At 58.7% G+C, this 14,966-nt stretch carries 13 protein-coding genes; 10 read left to right on the forward strand and 3 right to left on the reverse strand.

What is annotated here, in order from left to right:
• Positions 1 to 220 precede the first annotated feature (220 nt).
• The 4 genes from ACR0C5_RS04420 to ACR0C5_RS04435 all read left to right on the forward strand — a co-directional run bounded on the left by ACR0C5_RS04420 (position 221) and on the right by ACR0C5_RS04435 (position 6,716).
• Positions 221 to 1,891 carry an ABC transporter substrate-binding protein gene (locus tag ACR0C5_RS04420; RefSeq protein WP_170769541.1) on the forward strand — a complete coding sequence of 557 codons (1,671 nt, stop codon included), beginning with the start codon at positions 221 to 223 and terminating at the stop codon, positions 1,889 to 1,891.
• 118 nt (positions 1,892 to 2,009) lie between these two features.
• Positions 2,010 to 3,056 carry an ABC transporter permease gene (locus ACR0C5_RS04425; RefSeq protein ID WP_170788569.1) on the forward strand — a complete coding sequence of 349 codons (1,047 nt, stop codon included), beginning with the start codon at positions 2,010 to 2,012 and terminating at the stop codon, positions 3,054 to 3,056.
• Positions 3,057 to 3,070: 14 nt separating this feature from the next.
• Entirely contained in the window at positions 3,071 to 4,534 is a 1,464-nt protein-coding gene (locus ACR0C5_RS04430) for an ABC transporter permease (RefSeq protein WP_480502936.1), read from the forward strand.
• 94 nt (positions 4,535 to 4,628) lie between these two features.
• Positions 4,629 to 6,716: a dipeptide ABC transporter ATP-binding protein gene (locus ACR0C5_RS04435; RefSeq protein WP_170784581.1), complete on the forward strand. Its 2,088-nt coding sequence runs from the start codon at positions 4,629 to 4,631 to the stop codon at positions 6,714 to 6,716.
• Positions 6,717 to 6,772: 56 nt separating this feature from the next.
• On the opposite strand, the gene ACR0C5_RS04440 is transcribed toward ACR0C5_RS04435, so the two are convergent.
• The gene (locus ACR0C5_RS04440; RefSeq protein WP_170769537.1) at positions 6,773 to 7,351 is read right to left on the reverse strand and encodes a lytic transglycosylase domain-containing protein; all 579 of its coding nucleotides are present in this window, start codon (positions 7,349 to 7,351) and stop codon (positions 6,773 to 6,775) included.
• 206 nt (positions 7,352 to 7,557) lie between these two features.
• Between ACR0C5_RS04440 and ssb the strand changes: the two genes are divergently transcribed.
• Both ssb and ACR0C5_RS04450 read left to right on the forward strand, forming a co-directional pair.
• A complete protein-coding gene (ssb, locus tag ACR0C5_RS04445; protein WP_170769536.1) occupies positions 7,558 to 8,064 on the forward strand; it encodes a single-stranded DNA-binding protein in 507 nt (168 codons plus the stop codon).
• 18 nt (positions 8,065 to 8,082) lie between these two features.
• Positions 8,083 to 9,153 carry a site-2 protease family protein gene (locus ACR0C5_RS04450; protein ID WP_170769535.1) on the forward strand — a complete coding sequence of 357 codons (1,071 nt, stop codon included), beginning with the start codon at positions 8,083 to 8,085 and terminating at the stop codon, positions 9,151 to 9,153.
• Here the strand turns inward: ACR0C5_RS04450 and aroB are convergent, their stop codons facing one another.
• Together aroB and ACR0C5_RS04460 are read right to left on the reverse strand one after the other, a co-directional pair.
• On the reverse strand, positions 9,154 to 10,266 hold the full coding sequence (gene aroB / locus ACR0C5_RS04455; RefSeq protein ID WP_480874852.1) for a 3-dehydroquinate synthase: 1,113 nt from the start codon (positions 10,264 to 10,266) through the stop codon (positions 9,154 to 9,156).
• Positions 10,267 to 10,854: a shikimate kinase gene (locus ACR0C5_RS04460; RefSeq protein ID WP_480874854.1), complete on the reverse strand. Its 588-nt coding sequence runs from the start codon at positions 10,852 to 10,854 to the stop codon at positions 10,267 to 10,269.
• A 79-nt stretch (positions 10,855 to 10,933) separates the two neighbouring features.
• Between ACR0C5_RS04460 and ACR0C5_RS04465 the strand changes: the two genes are divergently transcribed.
• The 4 genes from ACR0C5_RS04465 to ACR0C5_RS04480 all read left to right on the forward strand — a co-directional run bounded on the left by ACR0C5_RS04465 (position 10,934) and on the right by ACR0C5_RS04480 (position 14,923).
• Positions 10,934 to 11,083: a hypothetical protein gene (locus ACR0C5_RS04465; RefSeq protein WP_170769532.1), complete on the forward strand. Its 150-nt coding sequence runs from the start codon at positions 10,934 to 10,936 to the stop codon at positions 11,081 to 11,083.
• Positions 11,073 to 12,596: a hypothetical protein gene (locus tag ACR0C5_RS04470; protein WP_480874857.1), complete on the forward strand. Its 1,524-nt coding sequence runs from the start codon at positions 11,073 to 11,075 to the stop codon at positions 12,594 to 12,596. Before ACR0C5_RS04465 ends, ACR0C5_RS04470 begins: the two co-directional genes overlap by 11 nt.
• Before the next feature lie 2 nt (positions 12,597 to 12,598).
• Positions 12,599 to 13,552: a site-specific tyrosine recombinase XerD gene (locus ACR0C5_RS04475; RefSeq protein ID WP_480874859.1), complete on the forward strand. Its 954-nt coding sequence runs from the start codon at positions 12,599 to 12,601 to the stop codon at positions 13,550 to 13,552.
• 63 nt (positions 13,553 to 13,615) lie between these two features.
• Positions 13,616 to 14,923 (forward strand): HlyC/CorC family transporter, encoded by a 1,308-nt coding sequence (locus ACR0C5_RS04480; RefSeq protein WP_480874860.1) that lies wholly within the window; start codon positions 13,616 to 13,618, stop codon positions 14,921 to 14,923.
• Positions 14,924 to 14,966 lie beyond the last annotated feature (43 nt).

The following is a 14,966-nucleotide window of genomic DNA, read 5'->3' on the forward strand; positions in this document are numbered from 1 at the left end:
CGATCCCGTATTTCCAGGCTGCGACCCTCCACAATGTCGCTTTTGTCTCCTGAATGACGATTTCGAACGTTGACCTAACAGAATTTCTGGTGCCGAATGAAGGCATGGGGATGTTCAGTATCACAGCAACGAATACCCGCGGACGCGCTGCACGCTTCTTTCGGCGTTGAGCGGTTCCACTCACAAATCACAAAAATTGATGTCACAGGGAGAGACATAAATGACAAAGCAAACCTTGACCGGAGCACCGATGCACTGGGCGGCGGAGATGCACGCACAGGAATATCGTGACGGCAAGCTCAGCCGGCGCGAGTTCATGGCTCGCGCCACCGCGTTGGGCGTTGCCGTGCCCGCCGCTTATGGCATGATCGGACTGAATTCACCCGCAGCCGCGCAAGAACCGCAGCGTGGCGGCACCATCCGTTATCAGATGGAAGTGCGCGCGCTGAAGGATCCGCGCACCTATGACTGGACCCAAATCGCCACTTACACCGCTGGCTGGCTGGAATATTTGGTCGAATACAACAATGACGGCTCGTTCAAACCCATGCTGCTGGAAAGCTGGGAGGCCAATGACGACGCGACAGAATACACTCTGAACGTCCGCAAAGGCGTCAAGTGGAACAATGGCGACGACTTCACCGCCGAAGACGTGGCACGCAACATCACCGGCTGGTGTGATGCGGGGCTAGAGGGCAACTCGATGGCATCCCGCATGGCATCGCTGATTGACGAGGCCACGCAGAAGGCCGCGGACGGTGCAATTACAGTTGTGGATTCCCATACCGTCAAACTGACGTGTAACGCGCCCGACATCACCATCATTCCCGGCATGGCGGACTATCCGGCCGCCATCGTACACAGTAGCTTTGATGCCAATAACATGCTGGCCAACCCTGTCGGCACCGGCTTTATGATCCCCGAAAGCCACGAGGTCGGCGTCAAAGGTGTGCTCGTGCGCAACGAAGGCTTTGACTGGTGGGGCTATGAGGCCGGCAAAGGCGGCTATATCGACCGGATCGAGTTTATCGACTACGGCACCGACCCGGCAGCCTTCCTGGCCGCCTATGAGGCCGAAGAGATCGACATGAACTGGGAATCGGTCGGCGAATTTGTTGACATCTTCGACGGCATCGGCCTGACCCGTTCGGAAATCCCCTCGGGCTTTACCATCGTCATTCGTCCGAACCAGTTGGCCGAAGACGCCAATGGCAATAAGATCTATGGCGACAAACGTGTGCGTCAGGCGCTGGCCATGGCCGTGGACAACAATGTCTGCCTCGAGCTTGGTATGTCCGGCTACGGCATCCCTGCCGAGAACTGCCATGTAGGTCCGATGCACCCCGAATATGACTCGGCGGTGACCCGTATTCCCTATGATCCGGCAGGTGCCAAGGCCCTGATGGAAGAAGCGGGCATGGCGGACTTCGAGCACGAAGTTCAGTCGATCGACGATGACTGGCGTCGCAATACCACCGCTGCTGTGGTTGCGCAGTTGAACGATGCGGGCATCAAGGCCAAACACACGGTTCTGCCCGGCTCGACCTTCTGGAACGACTGGACGAAATACGCCTTTTCCTCGACCAACTGGAACCACCGCCCGCTGGGCACGCAGGTTCTGGCCTTGGCGTATAAGTCAGGCGTGGCGTGGAACGAGTCCGGCTTTGCCAATGCCGAGTTCGATGCGCTTCTGGCCGAAGCTAACTCGATCGCCGATGTGGACAAGCGCCGCGAGGTGATGGCCAAGCTGCAAACGATCATGATCGAAGAGGGTGTGACCATCCAGCCTTATTGGCGGACAGCAATGCGTCACCACCGTGACAACATGGTTGGTGTTGAAAAGCACATCGCGGACCTGCCGCAGCTGTATAAGTTCGGCATCGTCTCTTAAGCCGACACCTACAGGGCCGCGCCGTAAGGGCGCGGCCTTTTCGTCGGCGCTGACCCGGCGAAAATACTAGCGACGCGCACGGCCTGAAACCAGCGCCAGCCGACCAACAGGGGCTATCATGGGACTATTCATTCTAAGGCGGGTCGGGATCATGCTGTTGACAGCATTGTGCCTGACATTCCTGGTCTTTTTCCTCACCAACCTGTATCCGAACCTCGAAAAGCTTGCCAAAACGCAGGGCAACTTTCGGATGTCGGATGAACAGGTCGAGAGTTTTCTGGAAAAAGGCGGCTATCTTCAGTCAACGCCCATAAAATATGGCGAATGGCTGGGTGTTCTGCCGTCGTACCGGCACACCAACGAAGACGGAACCATTCAGGGCCGATGCATCCTTCCGGGTAAAACCGCCGAGGAATCCCCCAATTTCTGCGGTATCTTGCAGGGGTATTGGGGCTATTCCACAGTCTTCAAAGAAGAGGTCGGAACAGTTGTCGGCACACGTCTCGCCCTAACCGGTCGGCTGATGTTCTGGGTGATGCTGCTGATGGTCCCTTCGGCACTGATCCTTGGCGTTCTGGCGGGCATGAAAGAGGGTTCGGCCACCGACCGCACGCTGTCCACCTTTGCCATCACCACGACAGCGACACCGGAATATGTGTCAGGCGTGATCTTCATCGCAATTTTCACTTCATCCGCCGTCGGATTGAAGTGGTTCAAGGGCACGGCCACGCAGGCTATGGAGAACCCGACATTCGAGAATTTCTTCCTGCCCGTGCTGACGATTGCGCTTTACGGGATGGGTTATATCGCTCGGATGACCCGCGCCTCGATGACCGAGGTAATGACGGCACAGTATATCCGTACCGCGCGGCTGAAAGGCGTGTCCTTCTCGAACATCGTCATGAAACACGCGCTGCGCAATGCGCTGATCGCCCCCTTTACCGTCATCATGTTGCAGTTCCCATGGCTGCTGAATGGTGTGGTGATCGTCGAGACCCTGTTCAACTACAAGGGCTTTGGTTGGGCGCTGGTGCAGGCGGCGGGGAATAACGACATCCAGCTCTTGCTGGCGATTTCGGTCGTGTCGGTCTTTGTGGTGCTGGTGACGCAGCTGATCTCGGATATCGGCTATGTCTACCTCAACCCGCGTATTCGCATTTCTTAAGGGAGGGTTAGATCATGGAACCACTTACCTGGACCGGCTCTATCGCCTTCCTCAACCCGCTGATCGCCTTGGCGCTGGCACTGATGGCGCTGTCCGTTGTCGCCTGGATGCTGGCGAGCATCATCCTGCCCGAGGATCAGATGACCGTGAACCCGGACGGCACGCTCACGTCCAGTTCGGGGCTGCGAAATATGATCCAAGCCGCGATGCGATACAGTTTTCTGGCCAGTGTCGGCCTTGCGGTTGCCTATATCGTCCTTGGCATCCTGATGGGCACAAACGCCGGGATCATCGGCGCCATGTCCCAGCAGTTTCTGCCGGTTTGGATGTCGCTGATCCTGCTTTACGCCATGTCGATCGCGTTCAAGCGCAAGCTGGGTCTGTATGGCAAGCTGTTCGACAGCCCCATCGGCATGATCGGGTTCGGCCTTGTGATGTTCTGGGTGTTTACCGGAATTTTTGGGGCGATGGATCTGATCGTCACCCATGACCCGCTGGACCAGATTTCGGGCATGAAGAACAAAGTACCAGGAACGCCTTTGTCCAGTTTGGAAGAGGGTCAATACGCCTGGTATCTGCTGGGCGGAGACAACTTGGCCCGCGACGTGTTCAGCCGCATGGTCAAAGGGGCCTGGATCGTGGTGCAGATCGCCCCGCTGGCAACGATGTTCGCCTTCATGGTCGGGATCACGCTAGGCTTGCCTGCCGGGTACTATGGCGGGCGTCTGGACACGCTGCTGTCCTTCCTGGCCAACCTGATCCTGGCTTTCCCGGTGATCCTGTTGTTCTACCTGCTTGTCACGCCCGAGATCGTGGCGACAGGGGTGCCGAACTATATGGCCGCTGTCCTGTTTGTCTTTCCGATCATCTTTTTGGGGGTGTTACTGAACTCTCGTTACTATACACGTCCGAATTTCCGCACGCCGCTGCTGATTGGTGTGCTTGGAGTGGCGCTGTGGCTGTATCTATCGCTGATCTCGACCGGCGGGTACATTGTCAACACCGACAGCTATAGCATCTGGGGTCTGCCAACCTATCTGGACCTATTCGACATCCCTGGCGGTATTTTGGTGGTGTTTGTCTCGGTGGTCTTTGTTAACTCGCCCACTGTGTTCCGTATCGTTCGCGGGCTGGCGCTGGATATCAAAACCCGCGACTATGTGGCGGCGGCGCAAACGCGAGGCGAAGGCCCCTGGTACATCATGCTATGGGAGATACTGCCCAATGCGCGTGGTCCGCTGATCGTCGATTTCTGTTTGCGGATTGGCTACACGACCATTCTTTTGGGGACCTTGGGTTTCTTTGGATTGGGTCTGCCACCGGAAAGCCCGGACTGGGGTTCAACGATTAACGAGGGGCGTAAGCTGCTGTCGATCTATCTGCACCCTGCCCTTCCGCCTGCTTTGGCCCTCTTGTCACTGGTTCTGGGTTTGAACCTGCTGGCCGACGGTTTGCGCGAAGAAAGTCTGAAGGACTGATTGTGATCGAGGCCGGGGGGCCAGCCCCCCGGACCCCCCGGGATATTTTTAGCCAGATGAAGGGATCCCCCTGACTCTCGCGAGGAGTAACAAGATGAACAAACTGGCGGATTATGACGGGCCAATTCTTGAGATCGACAAGCTTTCGATCTCGTTTTTTACCCGGTTGAGGGAAATTCCCGCCGTTATGGATTTCTCGGTCAGCGTGCAACCTGGTGAGGCTGTGGGGCTGGTTGGTGAGTCTGGCTGTGGCAAGTCCACGGTTGCATTGGGTGTCATGCAGGATTTGGGCAAGAACGGGCGCATCGTTGGCGGCTCGATCAAGTTCAAAGGGCGTGATCTGGGTGAGATGACTACCGAGGAGTTGCGCGACATTCGCGGCAACGAGATCGCGATGATCTATCAGGAACCGATGGCATCGCTGAACCCAGCGATGAAGATCGGTAAGCAGTTGATGGAAGTGCCGATGATCCACGAAGGCGTAGGCGCGGAAGAGGCTTATGCCCGCGCGTTGGAGGTTGTCACCGATGTGCGCCTGCCCGACCCCGAGCGAATGCTGAATTCTTTCCCGCATCAGCTCTCTGGCGGACAACAGCAGCGCATCGTGATCGCCATGGCATTGATGTCGAAACCGGCGCTTTTGATTCTGGATGAGCCAACGACCGCGCTGGACGTGACGGTTGAAGCGGCTGTGGTCGAACTGGTCAAGGATTTGGGCAAGAAATACGGCACCTCGATGCTGTTTATCTCGCACAATCTGGGGCTGGTGTTGGAAACCTGCGACCGGCTTTGCGTGATGTATTCGGGTGAGGCGGTCGAGCGCGGCTCGATCAAGGATGTGTTTGACGAGATGCAGCACCCCTATACACAGGCGCTGTTCCGCTCGATCCCTTTGCCTGGGGCCGACAAGAACACGCGCCCGCTGGTGGCCATTCCGGGGAACTTCCCCCTGCCCCATGAGCGCCCGCCGGGCTGTAACTTTGGGCCGCGCTGTGACTATTTCGAAGAAGGGCGTTGTGATGCTCAGGATATCCTGATGCAGGCTGTGCCCGGAAATGACCGACACCATACGCGCTGTCTGAAATTCCAGGAGATTGACTGGAACGCACCGATCACCGTTGGGGAACAAAAGGAAAAGGCTGCGATTGGCCGCACAGTTCTGAAGATGGACAATCTGAAGAAATACTATGAGGTCGCGGCGAATGCGCTGTTTGGCGGCGGCGAGACTAAGGTGGTGAAGGCCAACGAAACGCTCAGCTTTGAGGCGCATGAATCCGAGACATTGGCCATTGTGGGCGAATCCGGCTGTGGCAAGTCTACGTTTGCCAAGGTGTTGATGGGGCTGGAAACGGCGACGGATGGGCAAATCCTTCTGGACAATCGCAACATCGAGGCCGTGCCAATTGAAGAGCGGGACGCCAAGACGGTGGGCGAAGTTCAGATGGTATTCCAGAACCCGTTTGACACGTTGAACCCGTCGATGACCGTTGGCCGCCAGATCATCCGCGCGCTTGAGATTTTCGGTGTCGGCAACTCGGAAGCCGAGCGGAAGAAGCGGATGCTGGAGCTGCTTGATCTGGTGAAGCTGCCGCGCGCCTTTGCCGATCGGATGCCTCGCCAGCTGTCTGGCGGTCAGAAACAGCGTGTGGGCATTGCCCGTGCGTTTGCCGGGGACGCGCGGATCGTGGTGGCGGATGAGCCGGTCTCGGCACTGGATGTGTCCGTGCAGGCGGCCGTGACGGACTTGTTGATGGAGATCCAGCGTGAACACAAAACGACTCTGTTGTTCATCAGCCATGACCTGTCGATTGTACGCTATCTCAGCGACCGGGTGATGGTCATGTATCTGGGCCATGTGGTCGAGTTGGGCACCACCGATCAGGTCTTTGCCCCGCCTTATCATCCCTATACCGAAGCGTTGCTGAGCGCGGTGCCCATCGCTGATACGTCAATCGAGAAACAGCATATCGTGCTAGAAGGCGATATTCCTTCTGCGATGAACCCGCCTCCGGGCTGTCCGTTCCAGACGCGGTGCCGCTGGAAGTCCGAGGTGCCGGGTGGCTTGTGCGAACAGCGCGTTCCGCCGGTGAAAACTCTGGCCGAGGGACATCAGGTCAAATGTCATTTGGCCGAGGATGTCCTGGAACGTATGGAGCCGGTCATCAAGATTGCAGCTGAATAAAACACAAAGGCCAGCCGCAGGGTTGGCCTTTTACCTATTGGGACGGGAAGCGGAGTTTAACCGCCCCAGATCACCCTGACGTAATTCTGCGTTTCTTTATACGGCGGAACGCCACCATGTTTTTCCACCGCGCCCGGACCAGCATTATATGCCGCCAGCGCCAGACGCCAGGATTTGAACTTGCGGTATTGAGCGGACAGATAGCGCGCGCCACCTTCCAGATTTTCCCGTGGGTCCAGCGGGTTGACGCCAAGCGTTCTTGCTGTCGCAGGCATAAGCTGTGCCAAACCTAGTGCTCCCTTATGCGAGACAGCATTGGGGTTCCAGCCGCTTTCCTGCTGCACCAACCGCAAGAACAAGTCTTCGGGGACGTTATGCTTACGCGCCGCTTGCCGCGCGATGGTCAGATACTGGCCTTTGTATTTCCCATTATAACGCTGGCTGAACTGACGCCTCGGCGTCTTTGGCTTATAGCGCTCGGAATTGCGGTATTGTGTGGCCGCTCGCGAATCCAACACCTTGGATTGCTTGAGGAAAATGTCCTTGCGGCTTTTCGTCGACAAGGTATCCGCCTCAGCCGGGGCTGAGACCAGTGCACAGCATAGCACCGAAAAACTCGCTAACAACAACCGCATAAATGCCGATCCCGATCTCTACGAACCTGAACGAGTATAGATATTTCAGCAAAGAATGAAAGCTTGGTAAATCATGCCTAAAGAATTAGCGCGCTCATTTTCGCGTCATCAACCATGTTTCAACCAAAGCGCAGGCCGTATAGGGTCGCAGAAATAACAGGTGCCAGATTCGGGCACTGCTCAGTCAGACAAGAACGAGGGAATATATGGCGGGTTCAGTCAACAAAGTCATTCTGATCGGAAATCTCGGTGCCGACCCTGAGGTTCGGTCGTTCCAGAATGGTGGAAAGGTTTGCAACCTGCGCATCGCCACGTCTGAGACATGGAAAGACCGCAATACCGGCGAACGCCGGGACCGAACGCAATGGCATACGGTCGCCATCTTCTCGGAGCCCTTGGTGCGTGTGGCCGAGCAGTATCTGCGCAAAGGCAGCAAGGTTTACATCGAAGGCCAGCTTGAGACCCGCAAATGGCAGGATCAGTCCGGACAGGATCGATATTCGACCGAAGTGGTTCTGCGCCCTTACCGCAGTGAACTGACCATGCTGGACGCGCGCGGTGAAGGTGGCGGCGGTGGTGGGTATGGCGGCGGCCAATCCGGTGGCGGCTATGGCGGTCAGGCCGGTGGCGGCTATGGGGATCCTTATGGTGGGCCGTCCGGGTCTCCGGCCCCTGCATCCGGCGGTATCGACGACGACGAGATTCCGTTCTAACCAAGACGGAGAAATATCATGACATGGTCCTTCTCACTCGGCCGGATATTGGGGTCGGAACTGAGGGTCCATGTCACCTTTTTCCTGTTGCTGGCCTGGGTCGGGTTTGCCGCCTATTCCAGCGGAGGTCTGGCGGCCGCGGTTGAAAACCTGATCTTCGTGCTGGCGCTATTTGCCTGTGTGGTCGCCCATGAATTTGGCCATGCGCTGATGGCCCGGCGCTATGGGATCAAAACGCCTGACATCACCTTATTGCCAATCGGCGGACTGGCTCGGCTCGAGCGGATGCCGGAAAACCCCATGCAAGAGGTTTGGGTGGCGCTGGCAGGCCCTGCGGTCAATGTTGCAATCTGGGTCTTGCTGGTTCTTCTGGGCGCGGGAATGCCTCTTGAAACCATGGCTCAGATCGACAGCACCGGCCCCGGCCTGCTGAACCGTCTGGCTTATGTGAACCTGCTGTTGGCCGCGTTCAACATGATCCCCGCCTTTCCGATGGATGGCGGGCGTGTGTTCCGTGCCCTGCTGTGTCTGAAAATGGATCGCGTCAAAGCCACACGGGTCGCCGCGCTGGCGGGACAGGCGGTGGCGGTCGGGTTCGGGTTCCTTGGGCTCAGCACCGGGAATGCGCTGTTGGTGCTGATCGCGGTATTCGTCTTCGTAGCAGCAAATGCCGAAAGTCAGGACGTGACCATGCGCTCGGTCGCGCGGCGCGTGCTGGCGCGCGATGCGATGATCACCGAATTTCACGCTCTTTCCCCCGACGACACGCTGGCGACCGCCGCGCAGGCCGTCATCCATACCACGCAGCATGAGTTTCCGGTGCTATCCCCCGATGGCAAGCTGCAAGGCTTTGTCACGCGCAATCGCCTGTTCGCGGCCCTTGCCGATGAAACACCCCGGTCCAATCCGGCCACTTCGATCATGGAACCGGACATTCCAAAAGTTCGCTTGACCGACGGGTTGGAGGCCGTGCTGGACGGGCTGCATAAAGGCGCCCCAGCCATTGCGGTTTGCACTGCTTCGGGGGCGATGGTGGGCTATATCACACGCGAGAATATCGGCGAGCTGATGGTGCTCAACGGGCGTTGATCAGGCTGTGGCCAGCGCGTCCTGAAGCACCGACAGCACAGCATCGCCCGGTACATCAGAGGTCACGAACGCCTGACCGATCCCGCGCGCCAGAATGAACCGCAACTGACCGTCGATCACCTTCTTGTCCTGCGCCATCAGATCAACCAGAGCCTCAGCGCCTGGAAGTTCTCCGGGAATGTCCGCCAAATCGGTTTTCATGCCCATCGTACGCAAATGCGCACGCACGCGGCTGGGGTCTTCCTGAGAACACAGACCAAGACGCGAGGACAGCTCGAACGCCAGCGCGCAGCCAATGGCCACGCCCTCGCCATGCAGCAGCCGGTCGGAATAACCCGTTGCAGCCTCAAGCGCGTGACAGAAGGTGTGGCCGAGGTTCAGCAACGCACGGTCGCCCTGCTCGGTCTCATCCCGTGCCACGATATCGGCCTTCATCTGCACCGACCGGGTCACGGCCCGCACCCGCGCCGCCATATTGCCCCCCGCCACATCGGTTCCGTTGTCTTCGAGCCACTCAAAGAAGTCGGCGTCCCCCAGCAGGCCATATTTGACGACTTCGCCATAGCCGGACAGGAAATCCCGATCTGTCATCGTGCCCAGCACCGAGGTATCGGCCAGCACCAGCGAGGGCTGATGGAAGGCTCCGATCAGGTTCTTGCCCTGTGGTGCATTGATGCCGGTCTTGCCCCCGACGGAACTGTCCACCTGCGCCAGCAGCGAGGTCGGGATTTGTACGAACCGAACACCGCGCCTCAAAACGGCCGCGGCAAAGCCCGCAAGGTCGCCGATCACGCCACCGCCCAACGCGATGACAACATCCCGACGCTCAACCCTTTCGGCCAGCAGCCACTCGACAGCACGTTCGAAATGAGGCCAGCTCTTGGTCGCCTCACCCGCAGGCAAGGCCAGCGCCGACATCTCGATCCCAGCTGTCGCCAGCCCCTCGCGCAGCCCATCCAGATGCAGAGCGGCCACGTTCTCATCCGTCAGGGCGGCGACTTTGGGCCGGTGCAACAACGGCGCGATCCGCGTGCCGGACTGCGCCAGCAAGTCTGGCCCGATTTCGACATCATACGCGCGTTCGCCCAGCTCAACATGTACGGTTTGGTGCATTTATTTTTGTTCCAGAACATCAGGCCGCTTGAGCAAAGCCTCGACAACGCGGCCAACCATATTGTCGATCGAAATCTCACCGTCCGAGGTCACAGTCAAATCGGCCTGCTGGTAAACCGGCACGCGCGCCTCATATATCCCTCGCAATGTCGCATAAGGGTCGTCGGTGCGCAGTAAGGGCCGGGTATCCTTGTGCTTGACCCTGTTCCACAACACGCTCAGATCAGCATTCAGCCAGACGGAAACGCCGCGTTCGGTGATCATCTTGCGGTTCTGCTCGGACAGAAACGCGCCGCCGCCGGTAGACAGAATGCCCTTTTCCTCATCCAGCAGCCGCCCGATGACCTGACTTTCCTTGGCGCGAAAGAACGGCTCGCCGTCGCGTTCGAAAATCTCGGGGATGGTCATGTTTGCTGCCGATTCGATCTCGGCATCACTGTCAAGGAACGGGACACCCAGACGTAAGGCCAATGCACGGCCCACGGCGGTCTTTCCAGCCCCCATCATCCCCACCAGAACTACGGTTTTGTGCAACACAAGGTGCTGGACTGGGGCAAGCGTGTCAGTGTTTTGCTTTATTTCGCTCATTTCACCGTGAATGACGTGATCTTAAGAAAAATGCCAGCTATAACTGGGACAAAAGAAAAAATTGAGGCGACGTTGAGCAATGGGCCGTCTGATCAAACTGCTGATATATCTGGTTTGCCTGTGTTTTATCGGGCTGGTGGGCTATGCCTATCTTGGCCCGTTCTTCGGGGTGGATTTCTCGGCCCCGCAGGATGAAGTCCGCGAACCGGTCATCCTGAATGTGGAGTAGGAGCGCAGTTGCCGCGCTTTTCCTGGCCGGAGCCGCACAGGCGCAGCAGGAACCCCTGTCTGCGATCGAATGGCTGACACAACCTCCGGAAAACTTGCCCGGCACCGTTTTGCTGGAACCGCCCGTGTCACAGACCGGCCTGCAGCCGGGGGTCGAGGTCACAGCGCTTGAGGCTTTGTTGCCGCCCTTGGGGTTGGTGTCGTCCTCGGTGACAGGCCTGCCGGTCGATATGTGGAAAAACAGCGACCCAGGCAGGCTGGCCGAACTGATCGCCGATGTACCCGTAAGGTATAACCCGGCAATGCAGCGCCTGCTGTTCACCTTGCTGCTGTCCGAGGCGCGTGCGCCATCCGGCCCCAATGCCCAAGAGATATTGCTGCTGGCGCGACTGGATCGGTTGATGCAACTGGGCGCGGCCGATCCTGCGCAATCGCTGGTGCAACTGGCTGGTCCGACCGACAGCCGCGACAGGTTTCAACGTTGGTTTGACGCGACGCTGCTGACGGGCGACGAAGATCGCAGTTGCACCGCACTGATCGCGCAACCGCACCTGTCACAGGATTACGCGGCGCAGATTTTCTGCAAAGCGCGACGCGGCGACTGGGCCTCAGCAGCGCTGACGCTTGAGGCGGCCCATGCGCTGCAAGTGCTGCCCGATGAGGATTTGGCCGTTCTGGACCGCTTCCTCAGCCCCGAACTATTCGAAGACGCCGAATACCTGCCGCAACCTGATGACCCTGATCCGCTGACCTTCCGCCTTTATGAGGCGATTGGCGAGCGTTTGCCCTCGGCCCCATTGCCGCGGGCCTTTGCCAATGCCGACCTACGGGATGTGGCGGGCTGGAAAGCCCAGATCGAGGCGGCCGAGCGGTTGACCCGTGTGGGTGCGCTGACGCCGAACCAGTTGTTGGGGCTTTATACTGAACGTTCGCCTGCCGCTTCAGGTGCGGTTTGGGATCGCGTCGCGGCGGTGCAGCGGTTCGAAACCGCGCTGGATTCCGGCAAGCCCGAGGCCATATCACCCGCCCTTCTCGATGTCTGGACCCAAATGCGCAGCGTCGGGCTTGAGATCCCGTTTGCCGAACTTTTCGCAGACCGGCTGTCGCAGGTTTCACTGACGGATGCCGAAGCCGAGACCTTGCGGTGGCGTATCCTGCTGCTCTCGGACCTTTATGAAAGCGCCGCCCTATCCGTCCCGGACAAAGGCGAGGAGAACCAGTTTTTGGCCGCACTAGCCCAAGGGGATCCGGGGCGCGCGCGCTCGCCATCGCCATTAGCCGATGCGGTTGCACAAGGCTTTGCCTGGGCCGCACCTGTGCCGTCAGATATCGAAACGCTACTAAACAACAGCCAGCTGGGTGAGGCGATTTTGGAAGCGATGAACCTGTTTGCTCATGGCTCTCGCGGGAACCTCGTGGACCTGACTGCTGCCATCGCCACCCTGCGCCGCGTCGGGCTTGAGGATACCGCCCGCCGCGCTGCACTGAACCTGCTGATCCTGCAAGGCACCTGATCATGGCCGCCCCTGCCTCCGCCGAGATTTGGATTTCGACCTTTCTGGAAGCTCAGGCTGCCGAGCTAGGTGCGGCCAATAACACCCTTTTGGCCTATGGCAACGACCTGAAGGATTTTGCCGCTTGGCTGAAACGCCGCAAGATGGGATTTACCGCAGCAGACCGCGACTTGATCGAGCGCTATCTGATCGATTGCGACGCGCAGGGCCTGTCCCAGTCGACCCGCGCCCGCCGCTTGTCTGCGATCAAGCAGATATACCGGTTCGCGTTTGAAGAAGGTTGGCGCGACACCAATCCGGCAATCCAGATCAAGGGTCCGGGCCGCCAGAAACGCCTACCCAAGACGCTGGATGTACCCGAGGTCGATCGCTTGCTGCAAGCCGCGCGCGAAACCGGCCGCTCAAAGGCCGACCGCATCCGCAACACCTGCCTGATGGAGTTGCTTTATGCCACCGGCATGCGCGTGACCGAACTGGTGTCACTGCCAGTCTCGTCGGCGCGGGGCGATCCCCGAATGCTGCTGGTTTTGGGTAAAGGCGGCAAGGAACGGATGGTCCCCCTCTCCCCTCCGGCCCGCGACGCGTTGGCTTTGTGGCTAAACACGCGGGACGCCGCCGAGGACGACACGGTGTCAAAAGGCGGTCAGCGCTCGCGCTACCTATTCCCGTCGCGGGGCAAGTCCGGGCATCTGACCCGGCACATGTTCTTCCACCTGATCAAGGACCTGGCCGTGCATGGTGGCGTATCGCCTGAAAAGGTGACGCCCCACACATTGCGCCATGCCTTTGCTACTCACCTATTGGCAAACGGGGCCGACCTACGCTCGATCCAGACATTGCTGGGTCACGCCGATGTCGCCACAACGGAAATCTACACCCATGTGCTGGACGAACGTCTGGCCGAGCTGGTGCTAGAGCATCACCCGCTGGCGAAAGACCCCTGTGATAAGGGCTAACCCCTTGATCCGCAGGGGCTGCACCCCCATAACGAAGACAACAACCCAAACAACCAAGGACCGATGGAACCCTCTGCTTCTATGATCGACGGCGCATTCTGGTTTACGACCGGCGCCATTTTGCTTTTGCTTATCCTGTCAGGATTTTTCTCGGGTTCCGAAACAGCATTGACCGCCTCGTCACGCGGAAAGCTGCGGGCGCAGGCCGACAAAGGCTCGCGCGGGGCGCAGAAGGCGCTGGATATCACCGATGACAATGAACGTCTGATCGGCTCGGTCCTGCTGGGTAATAACCTCGTGAACATCCTCGCGGCCTCGCTGGCAACGGCGCTGTTCACCAAGCTGTTTGGTGAAAGCGGCGTAGCGCTGGCAACGCTGGTGATGACCTTGCTGGTGCTGATCTTTGCCGAAGTACTTCCCAAGACCTATGCCATCACCAATGCCGAGAAAGCTGCTTCGCTGGTCGCTCCGATCATCAGCGTAGTGGTGACCGTCTTTTCGCCGGTCGTGGCCGCCGTCCGACTTTTGGTGCGGGGTGTTCTGCGGCTGTTTGGGGTTCAGATCGACCCCGACAGCAACATCCTTGCCGTGCGCGAGGAAATCGCCGGTGCGCTGCAACTGGGGCATTCCGAAGGTGTGGTCGAAAAGGAAGACCGCGATCGTATTCTGGGCGCGCTGGATCTGGCGGACCGTGCAGTCGAGGAAATCATGCTGCACCGCTCGAATATCGAGATGATCGACGCCGACGACGCGCCCGAGGCAATCTTGCAGCAGTGTCTGAAAAGCCCTCATACCCGCCTGCCCGTCTTTCGGGACGAGCCCGAGAACATCGTGGGTGTCGTTCATGCCAAAGACCTGTTCCGCGCCATGTACGCACATGCCGGCGACAGTGAAAGCGAAGCCAACCGGCTGGAAAGCTTCGATATCTCGAAGGTGGCCAATGATCCGTATTTCGTGCCAGAAACCACCACTCTGGACGATCAAATGCGGGAATTCCTGCGGATGCACAGTCATTTTGCGTTGGTGGTGGACGAATATGGCTCGCTGCGGGGGTTGATCACTCTGGAAGATATTCTTGAGGAGATCGTGGGCGAGATCGCCGATGAGTTCGACATTGATGAGGACGTCCCCGTCACCCGAACCGAAGATGGTCAGTACCTTGTTGAAGGAGCGATGACGATCCGGGATGTGAACCGCGCGATGGAATGGACCCTGCCTGACGACGAGGCCAATACCGTGGCTGGTCTGGTCATCCACGAGGCGCAGATGATCCCCATAGTGGGTCAAGTATTCTCGTTCCACGGTTTCCGGTTCGAAGTTACCGCCCGTGAAGGTAACCGCATCACTGAGTTGAAAATCCGTCCGCTGTAAAACGTCTCGTGCGACATGTCGCGTCGGAAACGGAACAGTCAGC

Source organism: Ruegeria sp. N8 (genome assembly GCF_056531325.1).

Bases quoted from the DNA above. Each gene is read 5' to 3' on its own strand.
- ACR0C5_RS04430 (WP_480502936.1), top strand. From the start codon at position 3,071: ATGGAACCACTTACCTGGACCGGCTCTATCGCCTTCCTCAACCCGCTG.
- aroB (WP_480874852.1), bottom strand. From the start codon at position 10,266: ATGCACCAAACCGTACATGTTGAGCTGGGCGAACGCGCGTATGATGTC.
- ACR0C5_RS04465 (WP_170769532.1), top strand. From the start codon at position 10,934: ATGGGCCGTCTGATCAAACTGCTGATATATCTGGTTTGCCTGTGTTTT.
- ACR0C5_RS04450 (WP_170769535.1), top strand. From the start codon at position 8,083: ATGACATGGTCCTTCTCACTCGGCCGGATATTGGGGTCGGAACTGAGG.
- ACR0C5_RS04460 (WP_480874854.1), bottom strand. From the start codon at position 10,854: ATGAGCGAAATAAAGCAAAACACTGACACGCTTGCCCCAGTCCAGCAC.
- ssb (WP_170769536.1), top strand. From the start codon at position 7,558: ATGGCGGGTTCAGTCAACAAAGTCATTCTGATCGGAAATCTCGGTGCC.
- ACR0C5_RS04470 (WP_480874857.1), top strand. From the start codon at position 11,073: ATGTGGAGTAGGAGCGCAGTTGCCGCGCTTTTCCTGGCCGGAGCCGCA.
- ACR0C5_RS04480 (WP_480874860.1), top strand. From the start codon at position 13,616: ATGGAACCCTCTGCTTCTATGATCGACGGCGCATTCTGGTTTACGACC.
- ACR0C5_RS04435 (WP_170784581.1), top strand. From the start codon at position 4,629: ATGAACAAACTGGCGGATTATGACGGGCCAATTCTTGAGATCGACAAG.
- ACR0C5_RS04425 (WP_170788569.1), top strand. From the start codon at position 2,010: ATGGGACTATTCATTCTAAGGCGGGTCGGGATCATGCTGTTGACAGCA.
- ACR0C5_RS04420 (WP_170769541.1), top strand. From the start codon at position 221: ATGACAAAGCAAACCTTGACCGGAGCACCGATGCACTGGGCGGCGGAG.
- ACR0C5_RS04475 (WP_480874859.1), top strand. From the start codon at position 12,599: ATGGCCGCCCCTGCCTCCGCCGAGATTTGGATTTCGACCTTTCTGGAA.
- ACR0C5_RS04440 (WP_170769537.1), bottom strand. From the start codon at position 7,351: ATGCGGTTGTTGTTAGCGAGTTTTTCGGTGCTATGCTGTGCACTGGTC.